Consider the following 19,293-nt stretch of genomic DNA (forward strand, 5'->3'; position numbering starts at 1 on the left):
GACTCAGGGTCTTGACCCACACAGCGGTGCCACCCGAACAACCTCCCTTGCCGCAGCCTGCTTCCGATCTGGCCAAGCGTGTGCTGGTGGTTGATCCCCACGCCACCCTCCGCACCGTTCTGGCCCAGCGCCTCCGCCAGGATTCCCACCTGGCTGCCGCCGTCGCCACGGCCAAAGAGGCCCTGGAAGTGTGCCGCGACCAGTCGCCTGACCTGCTGATCAGCGCGGAACTGCTGGATGAGAGCAGTGCTCTGCGCCTGGCCAGCCAGCTGCGTTGCCCGGTGATGGTGCTCACGGCCCGCTCGGGCTCCGAGCCCGTCGTCACCCTGCTCGATGCCGGCGCTGACGACGTGCTGCGCAAGCCGTTCGGGCTCGAGGAACTCGCTGCCCGCTGCCGCACCCTGCTGCGTCGCAGCTCAACGGGTCTGCAGGAGCAGGTCTGCGTGGGCCCCCTGGAGGTGCATCTGCTGCTGCGACAGGTCACCCTCCGCGACCAGCCCGTGGAGTTGAGTCCGCGCGAATTTGCCCTGCTCTGTGCCCTGTTGATGCCCCCGGGGGTGGTGCGCAGCCGCCAGGAACTGCTGCGCATGGCCTGGCCCCCGTTCAGTGGCGGCCCCCGTTCCGTGGACACCCAGGTGCTCACGCTGCGCCGCAAGCTGGAGCAGGCCGGCCTCGGGGAGGGCGGCGGTATCGACACCGTGCGTCAGCAGGGTTACCGCTTCAGCCTCGACACCCTTCCCGAGCATCCTGCGGCCGGACCTGACCTGCTGCCGGTGGGTTCACCCCTGCCCAATCCGGTCAATTCCCTGGCCTGACGCCAGTGCCCAGATCAGTTCGCCAGCCAGCATCAGAGCGCTGAGAGCGGCCAGCAACTGGTAGGTCCATGGCGGGCTGATCCGTCCGATGCCCTTGACGCTCAGGCCCGTCCCCTTCGCGAAACGATCGAGGAAGTCTGGAAAGCGGGCCACGCGCTGGGGCAGGAGCCAGGCGGAGCCATCGCTTGAGCGCACGTAGTACACCCGGCCACCCTGGCTGGTGGTGACGGGTGTGAGGGCGGTGATGCTGGTCCAGTTCAGGCTCCAGCCACGGCGCAGCAGCCAGCTGCACCAGCGGGGATGGCCCACCCTGATCCCCTCGCCATCGAGCTCGACCCGTTCGCTGGTGAGGGCGAGAACCAGAGCCAGGCCCCACGCCACTGCCAGCACCAGCATGGCGCCGCTGACGCCCGCCGGGGCGAGGGCCGGCAACGGCACCACCAGGGCCAGATAGAGGCCCAGCAGCGTGAAGCGGATCAGCGGCGCCATCGGGTAGCGCTGGGTCGCTGGGGTCATCGGTCGCCAGGAGAGCCCGGCAGGGGTTCCAGCAGCGCTGAGGGGCTGTAGGCCCCGCTGAACACCTCCTGCTCGCGCCCCTTCCAGAACGCGCCCAACCGCATCAGATCGGCGTGGGCCTCCTGCAGCCGCTCCAGGTAGTCCTCGGGGGAAAGCTCATGCTTCGATTCCTTCAACTTGGCCAGACGCAGCATCTGCAGCAGCCAGGGCTTGCTGAGGTCGCCCCGCTGCTCCAGGTAGAGGGCCAGCTGGGCCGCGCTCGGTTGCTCAGGCGGGGACGAGCTGCTGGACATCTCAGGGGAAGCTATGGACTTTCCCACGTTATGAAACTTCCCAGCGACGACGTGGCTGTAGGGCATGGCGGCTTCAGGCCGACTGCCCTCGACAGGCGAGATCGGCCTCAGAGCGGCTGACGATCACAAGCTCTCTGGAATCATGTATCGCAACGTCTTGGAATATTTGCGGCTTGCTGATTCAGATTGTGATGAAACCTGGAAGACGTTGTTGTCTTTGTCCGTCTTTCTGAGCTTCAGAGTGATATCTACTCGAAAGTCTGCAGGCCCGGAAAAGCCAGCAGGAACCTCCCATGTTCCCACCGTAAAACCGGGAAATTTCCTTTGGCCTGGGCAGGCAGCTCATTTAGTGGTGTACCAGTAAACTGCCCTTCGGCACTCATCAGAATGAGATCCTTTGGCTTGGAGTAGGGCACCAAGCCACCTACACCAGCAAAGGCTGTACCCACCTTGCGGGTGGCTGAAAGAAGGTAGAGGCTTTTCAGATCGGGCTTGTTTGTTAAATCTTCTGCGCTGAAGCTTTCCAGATCTTCACTGTAGGATACAGAAAACGAACTACTGTTTTCAGCTGAACCGCCATCTGCCGAGACCCCTAATCCCAGTCCCACCCCGCTGGTGGAGCTGATTGAACCTCGTGAAACGGACGTATCTGGCCCTCCATTCTCGAGCTTAAAACCTCTATTGAGGGGAATGATTTCCACCGTGGCTTGTTCTAGATACCAACCACGGGTCTCTGTGCTATCAAACTGCAGGCGTGCTGTTTTGGAGGCCGCCAGTTTGGTGTCTTTGAGATCAATCATCAGATAGACTGTTTCGGCGTAGGTGCCAAGTCGTCCTCGAGCGATCAAATCCACTTTTGGCGTCTGCGTGCCGACGTTGTCTAATTCAATGCTGTCATTCACAACTGGATATTCCTTGATCTTCAAGGCTTGATCACGGGTTGACGCGGCTTCACCCTGTTTTTGCACAGGATCTGTGGGATCAAGGGAAGTCCTGGGGCGAGCACCAGAAACCTTGTCTCTCAAAGTCCAGCTGAACGTATAACCCGAAGCCATCCCTTTCTGCGACCCCTTTGCAGTTCCTTTGGATGCGTCGGGGCTGAAAATAATCAGCCCTAAAACGTCATCGGCATTGGCACCACTGTCATCTTCCCAGAAATTGAGCATAATTGGTAACGACCGGAGCCCATCTTGTTTGTGCACCTTCACGTCTGTGGTGGTTACCCAGGTATCAAGTGTCGCGTCGTCTTCATTCATGGAGTGATAGCCAGATCCACTCGGCACGCGAATTGTTTTCCCACTGTGATCAATGATCGTAAAGAAGACTTCGTCTTCTCCGGAATCCGTCGTTTGAGTTGTTTTTACCGTGATCTCCAAAACTTTTGTGTCGTAGCTTTGGGCCCGTACCGCTGATGGCAGGCTCAACGGTGTCAAGACCGCACCGCAGCCTGCAGCAATCCCGAACACTCTGCTGATGATTTTCACCGCGGATCCGTTCATGTACTCAGCAAGCAAAGACACTGAGCATAATAATCATCAACAAGTTGTAGGCATGCTGACCTCTTGCAGATCTTTGAATCAAGATGCAATCGCGTTGATGATTTTTGATTCTGTCTCAATGGCTTGACATGGATGGTTGGAGGTGATTGGTAATTGATTTAGCCGACATCTGGTCGCTTCTCTTTCGATGTCAAACGTCGCTGATTGGTCGTTACCACTACAGACTGATCTGGTCCTGCATACACTCCTCTGCTGCGAAGTGGTCACTGCTGTTCCAGGGCCCCGGCAAGCGCGGCGATGCTGTCGATCACCAGGGCTTGGCGTGGAAGACCCCGCTCATCGCCCTGGCGATACTTGCCCGTGCGGACCAGGCAGCCGCGTAGCCCAGCCGCCAGGGCGGCGGCCACATCGGCTTCAGCATCGTCACCCACCATCAGGCAGGCGCCTGCTGGCACGCCTGCATCGGCCACCAGCTGCGCAAAGAAGGCGGCCGAAGGCTTCCCCATCACGATCGGCTCCACCTTGGCCGCCCAGGCGAGCCCACGGATGAAGGCCCCCGCATCCAGCATCCACTCCCCGCCTTCCCGGAACAGGCGATTCATGCCCAGGCCAATCAGGGGAGCACCGTCCAGCACCAGCCTCAAGGCCCGATTCAGCGATGGATAGGTGAGATCCTCACGAGCATCGCCCAGCAGCACGCAGTTCGGACTGTCTCCCTCCAGATCCGAGAAGGTGTCTCGGATCGCCCGATGCACCAGGCAATAGGGCGTGAGTCCCCGCTCCTGAATCCAGGCCCGGGCTGCCAGGGGTGCAGTGAACAGTTCGCCCGGCTGCACGCGGATGCCGATCACCTCCAGATCACGCTCGATCTGCTGATGGTCACGGGTGGCCGTGTTGGTCACAAACCGGATCGGCAGGCCATGTTGCCTTGCCCAGCCCAGGGTGCTGATCGCTCCAGGCAACGGCGCCCCGGGGTGGTCGTAGAGCACGCCGTTCAGATCAAGGAACAGGGCATCAGGAAGCATGGGAAGCAGTTTGCGGGTCCCCTCAGCACCATGTTGTCGGACGCGTGTGCGGCCTGTCAGATGGGCCAACCACCCACGGGATCGGCAACTCCATCACTGCCGCCCTTAGGAGCCTGCCCACCATGGCTGCTACGAGTTCCGAACGGGCACGTTCTGTGATGCCACAACTGGCTTGACAGGGGAAACCGAGCTGAGCAACCTGTGAATCTGTGAGGCAACCGAATGAAGAAGCCGTTGAGATCTCTGATCAGCTTGGAAATCATCAGCCTCGGAGCTGTGGGGGCTCTGGCCGTGGCACTCTCACAAGCCGCTGTAGTGGCTTCGGGGTGGCCACAAGTGGACCATCCAGCTGCACCCCCACTCACGGCTGCTGCAACGGGATGGCTCTCACAGGCCGATAGCAGCGCCAGGGAAATCTCCGCCTATGCCTCCAGCGACTATGACTACTGGGATGCCAGGGTTCTAGCCGAGCTGTGGGGCCAGACGGCCAGCGAGGCCAAACTTCGCATCGGCAGAAAAATTCTCTTCGGTCCCAGAGATGTCGGCCTCCTGGAGGGGATGCTCCTGGAGGCACGCAGCAATGCCGTCAGCGCGATCAACCCATCAGGGCCGCTGGAGCTGTTCGGAGAATCCAGCTACACCTATGACGACATTGAAGTGCTGACAAGGTATTGGAACTACGGCGATACCGAGCAAGCCCTGATCTGGGAATCAAAGCTGCGTGTGGAGAGGAAACTTGCCATCAGTGATGACGAGAAACTCGATCGGACCCTCGCACAAGCTCAGCAGCTGTACGGCAGCAGAGCGGAGGAGAGCTAGGGAGCCATGGATGACCGTGACCTGGCGGCTGGGGGTTGAAATTGAATTACTGGCTCCGCAAGGATCCAGCCGACGGGATCTGGCTCTGGTCATCGCTCGGGCCTGCGGTGGATGTGTTCAGCCTTTTTTTCACCCGCAGGAAGAAACCGCCCATCTCGGGGCCAGCCCGATTGCCGACAACCTCACGCTGGGGTTTCAGGTGATCGATCGCAGCGGCAGGCTGCGGGCCCGCTGTGTTGATGACCTGACCCTTCAACGTGACCTGGACAAGAGCCAGCCATCGAAATCTGGCTGGTATCGCATCGTCAGCGACGACGCCAGACTTCTGCGCCTGATCGACAGGCACACCCGTGCCGAACTCCCTCTGTCGCAGGTGCTCAACCCTGTGGCTGAGCTGTTCGGTGGCCGGGTGGAGACCCTCCCGGGCTCAGTCATGCGACTCACGGATGTCGCCGGGCAACCCATCGCCATGGCGGTTCCACTGCCCGGAGAACGGGAACGGCCCTGTGAGCTGATTACGCCACCGTTCGACAGCGACCACGCCCTCCACCTGGGCCTGTTGCTGGAGCAGGCTCGGGCGCTCGGATTCCGGGCTCCCGTGGAGGGGGCCACCCACCTGCACTTCGATGCCGCTCCACTCTGCTCGGCGCGAACCATGCGCAACCTGATTCTGCTCCTGAACCACTATGGAGAGATTCTGAAACGCACGCTGCGCACTAATCCCCTCTGCACACGGCTGGGGGGATGGCCTCCAGGCCTGATCGATCTCGTGCGCCCCGAGGCGTTTGCCAGCCTGAACTGGCCCGAGGCGAGGGCGCAGCTGGCCCAGATTCCTCTCACCAAATTCTGCGATTTCAACCTCTGCAATCTTGTGAAAGGTGAGCCGAACAAGTTCACCTTTGAAGTGAGGATCCTGCCTGTGATTCTGGACACGGCCAGTGTCATCTCTTCGGCGAGGCTCCTGGAACGAGTGCTGCGCCAGGCCATGCTCCCCCACCATCAGGTCTGCCGTGATCCCCTGGATGCCAGCCCGGCCGCCATGGCCGCGTTCGATCGGATCTTTGTCCGATGATCCCGCCCCTTGCAGGGGTGATACCTTCAAACACAAGGGCGCCAGGCAGAGGCGTCACCGGCCAGTTGGGTATGCCCCGTTGCTCAGGCCGGCAGCGCCCAGGGGTTGAGCCCCAGGTCGGCACCGATCCGGTGGGCGCAGGCGAAGCCGCTGAAGGCCACGGCGTTGAGGCCCTGACCGGGGAAGCAGGAATCGCCCACGCAGTAGAGCCCGCTGACGCCGGTGCGGTTGAAGGGCATCGGCAGCAGCCCCGGCAGCCGCAGGGCCGGCACGGGCCCGTAGCTGCCGCCGCTGCGGCCCAGGAAGCGCCGGTGGGTGCGGGGGGTGCCGATCTCCCGGTGGCGGATGGCGCCGCTGAGGCCAGGCAGGATCGTGTCCAGCCGCTGGATCAGGCGCGCCGCATCGGCCTCCTTCTTGGCGGCGTAGGCGCCCGGGCTGAGCTGGCTCCAGGCGTCGATGGCGCTGGGGGTGAAGCTGTGCAGGATGTGGCGGCCCTCAGGCGCCAGGGAGGGATCGAGCAGCGTCGCATCGACACGAACACCACCCCCTGCTCGGCCTCCATCGCCTCCCAGGCCTCCAGCAGCAGGTGGTGGCAGTGGAAGCCCTCGGGCACCAGGGCGGCGTCGATGCCGAGGTGCAGGGAGAGGAAGGAACTGGAGGGCTTGTAACGCCGCCGCCAGGTGGCCTCGGCGGCGGGGGTGTCAGCCGCCTCCACCAGGGTGCTTCGCGGCGAATCCTCCCCCGCGAAGGTGTCCCAGCGGGTGGCATTGCTCACCACCCGGCGGCTGTGGATCTGTTCGCCATCGGCCAGCTCCACCCCCACGGCCTGGCCGTTCTCCAGCAGCACCCGGGTGACACGGCAGCGGTAGCGGATCGTGCCGCCGTGGCGCTCCAGGCCCGCCACCAGCTTCTCGGCGATCGTGCCGACGCCGCCGCGGGGGTAGTTGATGCCGCCGGCGTGGCGGTCGGAGAACACCATGCCGGCGTTGATCATCGGCGTGAGATCCGCCGGCATCACCGACCAGCAGAAGCACTCCATGTCGATGAACTTGAGCAGCGCCGGATCGCGGATGTGGCGCCGCGCTACCGCTCCAGCGTTCTCGGGCAGCCAGCGGGCCAGCCCCAGGCAGGCCAGCGGCGCCTTGAAGAACACCTTGGCCAGGTAGGCGGGATCCTCCAGCGACAGCAGCGGCATCGCATCGAGGCAGCGGAACACCTGCCAGCAGGTGTCATAGAAGGCGCGGATGCCCCTGGCCTCGTGGGGGAACAGGGCGGTGAGATCGGCGATGAAGGTGTCGTAGTCACGGTCCACCGCCACCTCCAGGCCATCGGGCAGGTGGTAGGCCAGCTGGGCTGGATCGGGCACCGTGGCGCAGTGCTCGCCCACATCGGCCAGGGCGCGGGTGAGCAGGTTGGTGTGGCCCTTCTCGCCGAAGCCGAAGATCATCGAGGCGCCCACATCGAAGGTGTAGCCCTCGCGCCTGAAGCTGCCGCCGCTGCCGCCCGGGATCAGGTAGCGCTCCAGCACCAGCACCCTGGCGCCCTTGGCAGCCAGCTGGGTGGCGGTGACCAGCCCACCGATGCCGGAGCCGATCACAATCGCGTCCCACTCTGGCCGCTCCACCGTGGTCTCGCTCTCAACAGGGCGCGACCCTAGGACCGAGACCAGCCGTGGCGTCTGGCGCGGGGAACTGCACATCCGGCCCGATCGCCAGCTGGGACCTGAGCGGCTGGTCCACCCACAGCTCGACAGGCTGGGCCGTCTCAGCAGGCGGCCAGGCCCGCCAGCTCCCGCTGAACGAAGGGCTTCAGGGCCTCCAGGGCCCGGTCGCGATAGGCGCCGTAGCGGCGGCGCTTGTCGCGGATGCGTTGGGGCAGCTCCGGCAGCAGCCCGAAGTTCGGCGGCATCGGCTGGAAGCGACCACTGGGGGCCTCGGCGATGAAGTGGGTGAGGGCGCCGATCATCGTGGTGGGCGGCAGGCTCAGGGGCTGCTGGCCCCGTGCCAGGCGCACGGCGTTGCTGCCGGCCAGCCAGCCGCCGGCCACCGCCGCGGCGTAGCCCTCGGTGCCGGTGATCTGGCCCGCGGCCAGCAGGTTGGGGCGCCGCCGGAACTGCAGGGTGGCATCGAGCAGCTGCGGGGCCTCGAGAAAGGTGTTGCGGTGCATCACACCGAAACGCACGAACTCCGCCTGCTCAAGTCCGGGAATCAGCCGCAGCACCCGCTTCTGTTCGCCCCATTTGAGGTTGGTCTGGAAGCCCACCAGGTTCCACAGGCGGCCGTCCTTGTCTTCCTGGCGCAGCTGCACCACGGCGTAGGCCCGTTTGGCGCGGCGCACGTCGCGGTCGTACAGATCGCCCCAGCGGGGATCCCAGAGTCCGATCGGCTTGAGCGGGCCATAGCGCATGGTGTCCTCGCCGCGGCGGGCCAGCTCCTCGATCGGCAGGCAGCCCTCGAAGAAGGTGGCGCTCTGCTGCTCGAAGTCCTTGAGTTCGGCCTGTTCGGCGCTGAGCAGGGCTTCGCGGAAGGCGAGGAACTGCTGCCGATCCATCGGGCAGTTGATGTAGTCAGCGTCGCCCTTGTCGTAGCGCGAGGCCCGGAACGCCACCTCCAGGTTGATGCTCTCCCCAGCCACGATCGGGCTGGCGGCATCGAAGAAGTGGCAGTCGTCCCGGCCGGTGAAGCGGCGCAGATCGTCGGCCAGGGGCTCGCTTGTGAGGGGGCCGGTGGCCAGCACGGCAATCGCGTCGGCCCCCGGCAGGTCGGTCTGCTCGCGGCGTTCCACGCTGACCAGGGGGTGCTGCTCCAGGGTGGCGGTGAGGGCTGCGCTGTAGCGGCCCCGATCCACCGCCAGGGCGCCACCGGCGGGCACCGCATGGCGATCGGCCATGGCGATCACCAGCGAACCCAGCTGCCTGAGTTCCTCCTGCAGCAGCCCGGCCGCCCGGTCGCTGGAGAGGGCGCCGAAGCTGTTGCTGCATACCAGCTCGGCGAATTCAGCGCTGTGGTGGGCTGGGGAGTGGCGCAAGGGCCGCATCTCCACAAGCCGCACGGGCAGACCTGCGCTGGCGATCTGCCAGGCAGCTTCCGTGCCCGCCAGGCCAGCCCCTACCACGGTGATCACTGGCTGCTCAGAGGGCACGGAGGAATCGGTTTGGTCTGCCGTGAACTCAGGCGCGGGCGCGCCTGATCATCAGCTGCAGCTGGCCCACGGCAGCGCGGCCGATGTGAAACACGGCCCAGCCTGCAGCGAGCAGGATCGGAGCGGCAACCAGCACCAGCCGAGCGTCCATGGAGGGCAGAGGGAAGTTTGGTGATCTTAAGGACAGGCCGCCGCTGTGGTGCCTCCGGGCTGGTGCTCTGATTGGTTTTGTTAGGTGGCCTCGCGCCCGGCATGGACCATGGCCAGCTCCCGGTAGTGGCGGGCATGGTCGAGCTGCTCGGCCATCGCCTCCTCGCTGAGCTGGCGTTTCACCTGGGCCGGGGCCCCCATCACCACGGCGCCGGACGGCACATCGCGGGTCACCACCGATCCAGCCCCCACGAGGGCTCCCCGTCCCACGGTCACGCCGTTGAGCACCACAGCGCCGATGCCGATCAGGCACCCGTCCTCCAGGGTGGCGCCATGGATCACGGCCCGATGGCCGATGGTCACGCCGGCGCCGATCAGCACGGGCTGGCCAGGATCGCCGTGCAACACAGCCCCGTCCTGCACATTGCTGCCGGCACCGATGCGGATGGCGCAGAGATCACCGCGGGCCACGGCGGTGGGCCAGAGGCTGGCCCCCTCAGCCAGCTCTACGGCGCCGATCACCACCGCACTGGGGGCCACCCAGGCGTCGGGGTGGATGGTGGGGTCGGGCCAGGGGAGGGGAGCCATGGTCGAATGCCGGAGGTTGGGGTGGCGAACTGGCGGACTGGGTCGGAGCCATTTTCCGGGCTCCAGAACCCGCCCGCTGTGCTGTTTGGAGGAGGTCGCCACGGGGTGATACGTTCCATGGGTGCCCCAAGGGCGCGGGTCGCTAGCTCAGCGGTAGAGCACTCGGCTTTTAACCGATTGGTCCTGAGTTCGAATCTCAGGCGACCCATTGCGATCCGACGCGGCGTTGATCCAGCGGCGCCGCTGATCTGTCTGCAGACGCTCGACTGCTCAGCAGCAGCTGCCCGCTTCCGCCCCGGCAGTGGGCAGCTCCCGGCCACCGGGCTCAAAGGGCAGCGTGCCGCCGCAGCCGGGAAACAGGCCGTAGTGCCGGCTGAAGTCGCCGATGAAGCTGAAGTGCTCAGCGAAGCGACTCTCCGCCAGCATCCGGTAGGTGTTGCCGCACACCGGGAACACCCGGCCGGTCTCGATGCTGTGGTGCTTGTCGAAGTCCAGCTGATGGGGCTGGCCCGGCACGCTGCCGCGATAGATCACCGCCTGGCCATGGTCCTCGCAGGCGTCCTCGAGGCTGTCGCAGTGGAACAGGCGGTAGGTGGCTGAGAAGAACTGCAGTGCGCCGGTGCGGGCGGCCAGCTGCGGGTCGGTGATCGCCAGGGGACGGTCCTCCACCAGGCGCGGGTCGGCAAAGCCGGCCTGGCGGGCCAGGCGCAGGAAGTCGTTCCAGTAGAGGGCGCCGCCGAGGCATTCGCCGTAGAGCACCGGATCGAGGCGCAGCGCCTCGGGCACCCGCCGGTCGGCATAGACATCGGCGAAATAGAACTCTCCCCCCGGCCGCAGCAGGCGGCGCACGCCGCTGAGCACCGCCCGCTTGTCGGTGCTCAGGTTCACCACGCAGTTGGACACCACCACATCGAAGCTGCCCGGCTCAAGCCCCAGGGCGTCGAGCTGCTCGATCCGCCCCTCCAGCAGCTGCACGTTGGCAAAGCCGAACTGCTCGGCATGGAAGGCCTGGTGCTCGCGGGCCACCGCCAGCTGCTCGGCGGTCATGTCCACCCCCACCACGCTGCCGGTGGGGCCCACCAGCTGGGCGAGCAGGTAGACGTCGCGGCCGCTGCCGCAGCCCAGATCCAGCACCCGGGCGCCCTCCAGCAGGGGGGGCATCACCAGGCCGCAGCCGTAGTAGCGGGCCAGCACCTCGGGGTGGAGGCGGGCCAGGAGTGGCTTCAGGTCGGCCGGCAGGGCGGTGGCGTCGCAGCAGGCACTGGTGCGCAGGTCGGCGCTGCTGCTCAGCACCGTGCCGTAATAGTGCTGCACCTGGCGGCTGAGGTCCTGGTCGGGCTGGGCGGCGTCGCAGGCGGCCCGGTCACTGGTGGTGGTCATGGCGAGAGGAAGGAGTCCGGGTGGCGTCAGGCCAGGGAGCCGCTGCAGCTGGAGCCACTGCCGGCGGTGCAGCCGAAGCAATGCTCGCCCACGGCGATCGGCTGGTGCCTGGGATCCAGCCGCAGCAGATCCCTCAGGTGGAGCCTGGGCCTGTCACTGCCGCCGGCAGGCAGGTCGAGCATCTGGTTGAAGTCACAGTCGAACAACTGCCCCTGCCAGTCGACGCTGATCAGCGAGCGGCACATCACGCCATCCAGGTTGGCGTCGCGATGGCTGGAGCGCAGCAGCTCGAGGTAGCCCTCCAGCTGGCCGCTGGCCTTGAGCACTGCCGCGAAGCGCTGGATCGGCATGTTGGCCAGGGCGAACAGCTGGTTGAAGCGGAGGCCGAAATCGCGCTCCAGCACCTGCTTGTATTGCGCCTCCAGCTGCTGCTGGGGCGGCGGCAGGGCGGCCCCCTGGGGGTTGTACACGAGGTTCAGCACCAGGCCTGAGCCCTGCTCGCCGTAGCCGAGGGCCTGGAGCTGCTGCAGGCCGGCAATGCTGCGCTCGAACACGCCATCGCCGCGCTGACGATCCACGTTGTCGGCGGAGTAGCAGGGCAGGGAGGCCACCACCACCACCTCCTGGTCGGCCAGGAAGGCCGCCAGGTCCTCCTGGCCGGGTTCGCTGAGGATGGTGAGGTTGCAGCGGTCGATCACCGTCACCCCCAGCTGGCGCGCCTGCCGCACCAGCTGGCGAAACAGCGGATGCAGCTCCGGGGCGCCGCCGGTGAGATCCAGGCTGCCCAGACCTCTGGCCTTCAGCACCTGGGGGATCAGGGCCGCGGTGGCGGCATCCATGCTTTCGGTGCGGGTCGGGCTCGCCCCCACGTGGCAGTGGCTGCAACTCTGGTTGCAGCGGTAGCCCAGGTTCACCTGCAGGCAGCTGAGGGCCTGGCGCCGCAGGGCTGGAAAGGCCTGCGGCCCTGCCGATAACCCGTTGCTGCCGCTGCTGGTGCCGTTGCTTGGACTGGTGCTGGTGCCGAGGAACACGCTGGACATCAGACGCTGGTGAGGACGCGGGGACCCCGGGGCTGATCCCCCCCCGGGCGCAGGGGTTCAAGGCTGATGCTCAACTTGGTGGCGCTGCTGGAGGGTTCGGTGGGAATCGGCATCGACACGGTGCCGGCCAGGTCGGGCACGAACTGCACGCAGCCCACTTGGTGGCCGTCCACCTCCGCCCAGAGGCGGTAGACGTGCTGGGCCGGGGGCGCAGGCAGGCCCTTCAGCCGCAACAGGTTGTAGCCCTGGTCGGCCTGCACCACCACCTGGCCGCTCACGGCACCGCTGGGGGTCATGCCCTTGAGGGCCATGGTGCGGCTCACGGGCAGGGGATCTCCCGGGGAGCCGCTGGTCGGCGGCCGTTCGGCCAGCTGGTGGCGCAGCTGCTGCACCTGCACGCCCATCAGCACCAGAGCGCCGGCCATGGCGGCCATGGCCACACCCGCCCAGCGGGGGCGTGGCGCGGTCGCGGGCCGGACCGGGGCGGGGGCAGCCGGTTTGAGCAGGCGCCGCCGCAGCCGTGCTGGCGGGAGCTCCTGGTTCGGCAGGGCCAGGGGCAACAGCTGCAGGGTGGTGGTGAGCTCGTCGAGACGCACCTGCAGACTCGGGTCGGCGGCCAGGTGGCGCTGCAGTTCCGCCTGCTCGGCCTCATCGAGATCGCCAAGGGCGTGGCCGGCCAGCAGTTCATCGAGAGCGCTGCCGGTCGGTGGTGTCAGATCGGGTGCGGACATCAGCGGCGCGGGGAGGGAGAGGGGGGACTGGGCTGGCCGACGGGGCCAGGACCGGCCTGGAAATCGACCATGTGGCGCCGCAGGGCCAGCAGGCCCTGGCGGGAGCGGGTCTTCACCGTGCCCAGGGGGATCTGCAGCCGCTCCGCCACCGCGGACTGGCTCAGGCCCTGGTAGTAGGCGAGTTCCAGCACCTGCCGCTGCTTGGGATCGATCTGACCCAGGGCCAGGGCCATGCGCTCGCCCAGGTCGGTGAGTTCGGCCCAGCGCTGGGTGCTGGGGGGCTCGTGGCCCAGCAGTTGGTGGGACCACTGCTGCAGGATCTGCCAGCGGTTGCGCTGCTGGGACAGCTTGTTCAGGGCCATCGAACGGGTGAGCAGCAGCAGATAGGCCAGCACGGGCCCCCGGCTGGGGTCATAGCTGCCCTGCCGCCAGAAGCGCAGGAACACATCGTGCACCAGGTCTTCGGCGGCGTGGCTGCTGCGGCAGAGCCGCAGGGCCAGGCGGTAGACCGCCGGGCTGTAGGCGTCGTAGAGCGACGCCAGATCACCGTGGTCGATCTCCAGGTCCGGCGCGTCGGCTGAGCCGGCGTGCAGCCCAGCTGGCTGCTTCAAGGCGCCAGTTGTTCCCTGGGCAGATCGGGGGTGCGGGGGCGCCATGGCCGTCTTGGTAGGGAGCGGGTCTGGATCCTCTACCGGCGAACAGGCCGATCGGATGGCGCCTCCCGATCAATCACCAGCAGCAGGCCCCCCATGATGGCCAGATTCTTGAACAGCTGGATCCGTTCCTGGGGATCCTCCAGGGCGGTGTGGAACACCAGGGTGGCGGGCACGAGGAACACCAGCAACAGGGCAGCCCCCAGGCGCTGACGCCAGCCACTGATCACCAGCACCGAGCCCACGGCCATCAGGGCCATCGACACCGCCAGCACCACTGCTGGGATGGGCAGCCCCCGCTGCTGCATCTGGGCTGCCACCGCCCCGAAGCCCCCCAGCTTGCCCAGCAGGGATTGCAGGAACACCAGGCAGAGCAGGGTGCGCCCGAGGGCGGCCCACCAGGAAAACGAGCGGGTCATGGCTGGGCAGGCAGATTGTTCAGGCTGGGGCCGATCCCGGCTTGCCGGAGGTGTTCTCCCGCTGGAACAGTCCGTCGAGATAGTGACGCACCACGGCCCGATCCTGGCAGCCCTGCTGGAACAGGAATCCTGCCAGGGCGGCTTGCATCAGCCGGTACTGGTCCCACTGGGGATGGGTGCGCACGAACTCGCCCATCGCCTCGAACAGGTCTTCGGGGAACTGGTTCTCGATCGACACGGTGGCCGGGGCATGGTTGGGGATGGCGCTCATCGGGCTGCGGCTCAACGGGGTGTCGCTCAAGGGGCTCAGTCGCGCTTCGACCCCATCAGGCCATGGCGTGTGGCCGGCGTCAAAGCTGTGGCTCAGGGCCCTATCCCGCCAAGACGCACGGTGAGAAGTGAGTGGGGATGGGGCTTCCTGGGGAGTTGCTGCCGGCTTGCCCCGAGTCCGTCAGGCCTCAGTCCCGGGCCGTCAACGGGAGAACCGCTTTTCCACGGAGATTGGCCACGCCGGCGCCGCTGGGCCGGTTGCCCGCCGTGAAGGCTGGGGAAAACCCCGCGTGCCAGTGGGGAAAAACCACAGGAGCGGCGGAAAAGTTGATTGCTCAGCAATGGTGATCGGTCGCAGCGGCCCAGAGGCCTTCTGGTCATCGCTCCACCGCGTCGGTCCAGAAGCACTTCGACGAGTTGTATCAATCGCGCCATTGGGGGGGATGGTCGGCGGGCTTGGCTAACCCACAGCCCATTTTCGGACTATGCCTTCAAACCCGCGGCTCCACGCCATCGACACGATCCTGGCGCGGCCCCTGGTGCCCACCACGCCCGCCACCTCTCTTGAAGAGCTGTGGGCCAGCGATGTGTTCACGCTCGAGAAGATGAAATCGGCGCTGCCGAAGAACGTCTTCAAATCGATCCAGCGCTGCATCCGCGAAGGCAGCAAGCTCGATACCTCCGTGGCCGATGTGGTCGCCCAGGCCATGAAGGACTGGGCCACAAGCCGCGGTGCCCTGTACTACGCCCACGTCTTCTACCCGCTCACCAACCTCACCGCGGAGAAGCACGACGGCTTCATCTCGGCCCAGGGGGATGGTTCAGCCTTCACCGAATTCAGTGGCAAGGTGCTGGTTCAGGGGGAACCTGACGGCTCGTCCTTCCCCAACGGCGGCATCCGCTCCACTTTTGAGGCCCGCGGCTACACCGCCTGGGACGTGACCAGTCCGGCCTATCTGATGGAGACCCCCAATGGGGTCACCCTCTGCATCCCCACGGTGTTCGTGTCCTGGACCGGCGAGGCCCTCGACAAGAAAACCCCGCTGCTCCGCTCCAACAAGGCGATGAACAAGCAGGCCCAGCGCCTGCTGAAGCTGCTGGGTGAAACCGAAATCGCCACGGTGAACTCCAGCTGCGGTGCTGAGCAGGAGTACTTCCTGGTGGATTCGGCCTTCACCGCCCTGCGGCCCGATCTGCAGCTCGCCGGTCGCACCCTGGTGGGAGCCCCTCCGGCCAAGGGCCAGCAGTTCGATGACCACTACTTCGGTGCGATCCCCGAACGGGTGCAGGTGTTCATGCAGGACGTCGAGCGGCAGATGTATCGCCTCGGCATTCCCGCCAAGACCCGCCACAACGAGGTGGCCCCGGGTCAGTTCGAGCTGGCGCCCTACTTCGAGGCCGCCAACGTGGCCACCGACCACCAGCAGCTCACCATGACCGTGCTCAAGAGCACGGCCAAGAGGCATGGTTTCAGCTGCCTGCTGCACGAGAAGCCCTTCGCCGGCGTCAACGGCAGCGGTAAGCACGTCAACTGGTCGATCGGCAACCCCACCCAGGGCAATCTGCTCGATCCGGGTTCCACGCCCCACGAGAACCTGCAGTTTCTGCTGTTCTGCGCCGCCGTGATCCGCGGCGTGCACCTGTTCGGTCCGCTGATGCGGGCCGCCATCGCCACCGCCAGCAACGACCATCGCCTCGGGGCTAACGAGGCGCCGCCGGCGATCATCTCGGTGTATCTGGGCAGTCAGCTGGAGGATGTGTTCCAGCAGATCCGCTCCGGCAGCCTGCAGGGTTCGGCCCAGGCGGCGCTGATGTCCCTTGGCATCGACACCCTGCCCGAGCTCAACAAGGATCCCGGCGACCGCAACCGCACCTCACCCTTCGCCTTCACCGGCAACCGCTTCGAGTTCAGGGCTGTTGGCTCCGGCCAGTCGGTGGCTGGTCCCCTGGTGGTGTTGAACACGATCCTGGCCGATTCCCTCGAGTGGTTGAACGACCAGCTGGAGGCCGCCATGGCCGCCGGCAGCAGCCTCGATGAGGCGGCCCTGGCGGTGATGAAGGACGTCATGAACCAGCACGGTGATGTGGTGTTCGGGGGGGATGGCTATTCCTCCGAATGGCACCGCATCGCCGTGGAGGAGCGTGGACTCGAGAACCTGCCCACCTCCGCCGACGCCCTGCCGGTGCTGGAGCGGCCTGATGTGACGGCCCTGTTCGAGCGCCAGGGCGTGCTCTCGCCGCTGGAGCTCGAAAGCCGCTTCGAGGTCTACGCCGAGCAGTACGTGCAGGCGATCGAGGTGGAGGCCCGCCTGCTGGTGCGCCTGGCCCGCACCCAGATCTATCCGGCGGTGTCGGACACCCTGGGCAAGATGGCCTTCTCGATCAAGAGCCAGGAGAAGGTGGGCCTGTCCCCCGACACCTCCATGCTCAAGACGATGGAGACGCTTTGCGGGCAATTGCTGGAAGGCTGCACGGCCCTGGAGGAGGCCATGGTGGTGCATCCCGACGGCATTCATGCCCACCTGCGCCACTGTGCCGATGGGCTGCTGCCGGTGATGCTCAAGATCCGCGCCGCCGCCGATGGTCTCGAGCAGCTCATCGACGATGACGCCTGGCCGCTGCCCACCTACCAGGAGATGCTGTTCATGCGCTGAGCCTGGCTGGCTCGCACGTTCGGTTGGCTCTGGGCAGGATGGCGAAAGCCCCCTGCCCAGAGCGACCCATGGATCCAGATGTGGCGCTTCCGATCGGGGCCGGCCTGGTGCTGATCGTGCTGATCGTGGTAGGCGCGGTGGTGATTGTGCTGCGCCCCAGCGACCTTCCCGATCGCAGGCCCTGATTCGCGCTCATCAGCCCTGATTCGGTTGGTTGCAGCAGGCATCGATCTGTTCCACTCCAGCCCACACTTCTGGTGCTCCCGTCATGTCCTGCCTATGACGAGGGCATGCCCTCAGGATCGGGAGTCCTGCCGTTGATCCGCGCCATTCCCAGGGATTGCCCCGCGGCGAGCCCAGCCCTGAGCCGCCTGGTGGTGGGCCAGGCCCTGGGCTATTTCGCTCTGCATTTCCGGCGTCCGATCGCCATGGCCGCAGTGGCCGACGCCCTGGGCATTTCGGAGGCCTGCCTCGACTTCTGCTTTGACCAGTCGCGGGGCATGACCCCCTACGAGGCCCTGCAGCACCATCGGCTCAACCGCCTGTTTGCGGCCATCACCAGGCAGCCCTGCCGCTCACTCACCAGGGCCATCCTGGCCTGTGGCCTGCAGCGCAGTCCAGACACATTGACACGCTTCGAAGCCACCTTCGGCATCGCCATGCCCCTGTTCCTGCTCACCTGCCGGCGGGCTGAGCAAGATCGCCACTTTCGCCGTGGCCATCCGCAGCGGGCGGCCCTGGTGCTGGCGCAGGCCTCATCCGCCTAGGCCCATTTGCCTAGGATCAATCCTGTCCGTGAGATTGTTCTGTCAACCCCTGTTGCGGCCGGCCAACGCCCCTTCCTGTTGAGGCGGCTGCTGCACGGCCTGGGCCCCAAGCTGATGATTCTCATCCATCTGGGCTGCGCCGTACTGCTGTGGACTGGGCTGGGTGTGGGAGCGGCCCTCTGGGCCTTGGCCCTCTATCTGCTCAGGATGCTCGGCACCACCGCCATCTACCACCGGCTGCTCACCCACGGCAGCTACCGAGCTCCGCGCATGGTGTGGTGGATCGGCTCCCTGGTGGCCTGCTCCTCGGGCCAGATGGGCCCCAGTTGGTGGAAAGCCCACCACCTGCAGCACCATCGCCATGTGGATACGGCGGCCGACCCCCACACGCCGCTGCAATCCGCCAACGGCTGGCGCGGTTTCTGGCACTCCCAGGTGGGCTGGCTGCTCACGCCCCAGTTCCACCCTGCCGAACTCCCGGCAGACATCGAAGCCGATCCGGTGCTGCGCACGATGGATCGCCTGCACGTGGTGCCCGTGCTGGCCCTGGCGGCACTCTCCTGGCAACTGGGCGGGCTGGAGTGGCTGGGCGCGTTCTGTCTCAGCACCGTGGTGCTCTACCACGCTGTGGCCAGCGTCAACTCCCTGGCCCACCTCTTCGGCGACCAGCCCTTCAACACGGGCGATGACAGCCGCAACAATGGCTTCGTGGCACTGATCACCCTGGGTGAGGGTTGGCACAACCTGCACCATGGCTTCCAGGCTTCGGTGCGGCAGGGGTTCACGCTGCGCCATGGCAAGGTGCGCCGGCTGCCTGATCCCACCTACAGCTTCGTGCGCCTGCTGCAGAAACTCGGCTGGGCCAGTCAGTTGCGGCTGCCGAGTGATCACGCGCTCCTGGCCAGGGCACGCTGAGGCTGGCGCCACTGCGGCCCCTGCCGGCGCCGGGAGTCACACAACAGGTCACAGCAAAAAGCCGCCCCCGAGAGGGACGGCTTGGGGAGCTGAATCAGTGCGTGCCGGTTGACTCAGCTGGTGAGACCAGCCGAGTCAACCGGTCTGATCACCAGCGGCTGCCGCCGCCACCGCCACCGCCACCGGCGCCGGCGTACTGGCGGCCACCGCCACCACCGGTGCGGGGCTCAGCCTTGTTGACACGGATGTTGCGGCCCATCCATTCGACGTTCTGAAGATCGTCGATGGCCTTGGTCTCGTCGGCCTCGTTGGCCATCTCAACAAAGGCGAACCCGCGCTTGCGACCGGTGTCACGGTCGAGGGGCAGGGTGCACTTGCGCACAGCGCCGTATTCGGAGAACAGGTGCTGAACGTCTTCAACCTCAGCGTCGAACGAGAGGTTGCCTACGTAAATGGTCATGAAATCTGGTCTTTGAGTCAATGAATCGATTCGTCGAAGCCCTGAGAAAAGTTGCTGGCCTAGTGGAGAAACCTTGTTGGAGCCGC

20 protein-coding genes, 1 tRNA gene and 1 pseudogene are annotated in these 19,293 nt (G+C 66.0%); 7 read left to right on the top strand and 15 right to left on the bottom strand.

Annotation, left to right across the window (positions count from 1 at the left end):
• Positions 1–47: 47 nt before the first annotated feature.
• Positions 48–815, top strand: coding sequence for a response regulator transcription factor (locus IQ220_RS06425; RefSeq protein ID WP_225875612.1), 768 nt, complete (start codon positions 48–50; stop codon positions 813–815).
• Here the strand turns inward: IQ220_RS06425 and IQ220_RS06430 are convergent.
• The 4 genes from IQ220_RS06430 to IQ220_RS06445 form a co-directional block, all read right to left on the bottom strand.
• The gene (locus IQ220_RS06430; RefSeq protein WP_193913817.1) at positions 780–1,331 is read right to left on the bottom strand and encodes a hypothetical protein; all 552 of its coding nucleotides are present in this window, start codon (positions 1,329–1,331) and stop codon (positions 780–782) included. The two genes, IQ220_RS06425 and IQ220_RS06430, sit on opposite strands and share 36 nt — an antisense overlap.
• The gene (locus IQ220_RS06435; RefSeq protein ID WP_186696869.1) at positions 1,328–1,624 is read right to left on the bottom strand and encodes a hypothetical protein; all 297 of its coding nucleotides are present in this window, start codon (positions 1,622–1,624) and stop codon (positions 1,328–1,330) included. Before IQ220_RS06435 ends, IQ220_RS06430 begins: the two co-directional genes overlap by 4 nt.
• Positions 1,625–1,872: 248 nt before the next feature.
• The gene (locus tag IQ220_RS06440) at positions 1,873–3,123 is read right to left on the bottom strand and encodes a hypothetical protein (protein WP_193913819.1); all 1,251 of its coding nucleotides are present in this window, start codon (positions 3,121–3,123) and stop codon (positions 1,873–1,875) included.
• A 263-nt stretch (positions 3,124–3,386) separates the two neighbouring features.
• Positions 3,387–4,148 (bottom strand): TIGR01458 family HAD-type hydrolase, encoded by a 762-nt coding sequence (locus IQ220_RS06445; RefSeq protein ID WP_193913821.1) that lies wholly within the window; start codon positions 4,146–4,148, stop codon positions 3,387–3,389.
• Between the two features lie 222 nt (positions 4,149–4,370).
• Between IQ220_RS06445 and IQ220_RS06450 the strand changes: the two genes are divergently transcribed.
• Both IQ220_RS06450 and IQ220_RS06455 read left to right on the top strand, forming a co-directional pair.
• Positions 4,371–4,967, top strand: a complete 597-nt coding sequence (locus IQ220_RS06450) for a hypothetical protein (protein ID WP_193913823.1) — start codon at positions 4,371–4,373, stop codon at positions 4,965–4,967.
• A gap of 10 nt (positions 4,968–4,977) precedes the next feature.
• Complete coding sequence (locus IQ220_RS06455; RefSeq protein ID WP_193913824.1) at positions 4,978–6,039, top strand: amidoligase family protein; 1,062 nt, start codon at positions 4,978–4,980, stop codon at positions 6,037–6,039.
• An 83-nt stretch (positions 6,040–6,122) separates the two neighbouring features.
• On the opposite strand, the pseudogene crtH reads toward IQ220_RS06455, so the two are convergent.
• From crtH to IQ220_RS06475, 4 genes and pseudogenes are all read right to left on the bottom strand, one after another.
• A pseudogene (crtH, locus tag IQ220_RS06460) lies at positions 6,123–7,663 on the bottom strand (carotenoid isomerase).
• 140 nt (positions 7,664–7,803) lie between these two features.
• Entirely contained in the window at positions 7,804–9,180 is a 1,377-nt protein-coding gene (gene trmFO / locus IQ220_RS06465) for an FADH(2)-oxidizing methylenetetrahydrofolate--tRNA-(uracil(54)-C(5))-methyltransferase TrmFO (RefSeq protein WP_193913826.1), read from the bottom strand.
• A 28-nt stretch (positions 9,181–9,208) separates the two neighbouring features.
• Positions 9,209–9,331, bottom strand: a complete 123-nt coding sequence (locus IQ220_RS06470) for a photosystem II protein Y (RefSeq protein WP_186696866.1) — start codon at positions 9,329–9,331, stop codon at positions 9,209–9,211.
• 80 nt (positions 9,332–9,411) lie between these two features.
• Positions 9,412–9,918 (bottom strand): gamma carbonic anhydrase family protein, encoded by a 507-nt coding sequence (locus tag IQ220_RS06475; protein ID WP_193913828.1) that lies wholly within the window; start codon positions 9,916–9,918, stop codon positions 9,412–9,414.
• 136 nt (positions 9,919–10,054) lie between these two features.
• Between IQ220_RS06475 and IQ220_RS06480 the strand changes: the two genes are divergently transcribed.
• Positions 10,055–10,126 (top strand) — tRNA-Lys (locus IQ220_RS06480).
• A 62-nt stretch (positions 10,127–10,188) separates the two neighbouring features.
• Here IQ220_RS06480 and IQ220_RS06485 read toward each other — a convergent pair.
• The 6 genes from IQ220_RS06485 to IQ220_RS06510 all read right to left on the bottom strand — a co-directional run bounded on the left by IQ220_RS06485 (position 10,189) and on the right by IQ220_RS06510 (position 14,412).
• Positions 10,189–11,298: a methyltransferase domain-containing protein gene (locus IQ220_RS06485; protein WP_193913830.1), complete on the bottom strand. Its 1,110-nt coding sequence runs from the start codon at positions 11,296–11,298 to the stop codon at positions 10,189–10,191.
• A gap of 26 nt (positions 11,299–11,324) precedes the next feature.
• Entirely contained in the window at positions 11,325–12,338 is a 1,014-nt protein-coding gene (gene arsS, locus IQ220_RS06490; protein ID WP_193913832.1) for an arsenosugar biosynthesis radical SAM (seleno)protein ArsS, read from the bottom strand.
• Positions 12,338–13,069 carry an anti-sigma factor gene (locus IQ220_RS06495; protein ID WP_193913834.1) on the bottom strand — a complete coding sequence of 244 codons (732 nt, stop codon included), beginning with the start codon at positions 13,067–13,069 and terminating at the stop codon, positions 12,338–12,340. The genes arsS and IQ220_RS06495 overlap by 1 nt, the downstream gene beginning before the upstream one ends.
• The gene (locus tag IQ220_RS06500) at positions 13,069–13,680 is read right to left on the bottom strand and encodes a sigma-70 family RNA polymerase sigma factor (RefSeq protein WP_228008950.1); all 612 of its coding nucleotides are present in this window, start codon (positions 13,678–13,680) and stop codon (positions 13,069–13,071) included. Before IQ220_RS06500 ends, IQ220_RS06495 begins: the two co-directional genes overlap by 1 nt.
• A 77-nt stretch (positions 13,681–13,757) precedes the next feature.
• Positions 13,758–14,141, bottom strand: coding sequence for a DoxX family protein (locus tag IQ220_RS06505; RefSeq protein ID WP_193913837.1), 384 nt, complete (start codon positions 14,139–14,141; stop codon positions 13,758–13,760).
• 19 nt (positions 14,142–14,160) lie between these two features.
• Positions 14,161–14,412, bottom strand: a complete 252-nt coding sequence (locus IQ220_RS06510; protein WP_186700588.1) for a DUF2811 domain-containing protein — start codon at positions 14,410–14,412, stop codon at positions 14,161–14,163.
• A gap of 484 nt (positions 14,413–14,896) precedes the next feature.
• Here IQ220_RS06510 and IQ220_RS06515 point away from each other — a divergent pair, with 484 nt between their 5' ends.
• The 3 genes from IQ220_RS06515 to IQ220_RS06525 all read left to right on the top strand — a co-directional run bounded on the left by IQ220_RS06515 (position 14,897) and on the right by IQ220_RS06525 (position 18,747).
• The gene (locus IQ220_RS06515; protein WP_193913838.1) at positions 14,897–17,065 is read left to right on the top strand and encodes a glutamine synthetase III; all 2,169 of its coding nucleotides are present in this window, start codon (positions 14,897–14,899) and stop codon (positions 17,063–17,065) included.
• A 317-nt stretch (positions 17,066–17,382) separates the two neighbouring features.
• Positions 17,383–17,832, top strand: a complete 450-nt coding sequence (locus tag IQ220_RS06520) for a helix-turn-helix domain-containing protein (protein WP_193913839.1) — start codon at positions 17,383–17,385, stop codon at positions 17,830–17,832.
• 114 nt (positions 17,833–17,946) lie between these two features.
• Positions 17,947–18,747: an acyl-CoA desaturase gene (locus IQ220_RS06525; RefSeq protein ID WP_193913840.1), complete on the top strand. Its 801-nt coding sequence runs from the start codon at positions 17,947–17,949 to the stop codon at positions 18,745–18,747.
• Between the two features lie 148 nt (positions 18,748–18,895).
• On the opposite strand, the gene IQ220_RS06530 is transcribed toward IQ220_RS06525, so the two are convergent.
• The gene (locus tag IQ220_RS06530) at positions 18,896–19,207 is read right to left on the bottom strand and encodes an RNA-binding protein (protein ID WP_186696856.1); all 312 of its coding nucleotides are present in this window, start codon (positions 19,205–19,207) and stop codon (positions 18,896–18,898) included.
• Positions 19,208–19,293 lie beyond the last annotated feature (86 nt).

It is taken from the genome of Cyanobium sp. LEGE 06113, assembly GCF_015207615.1.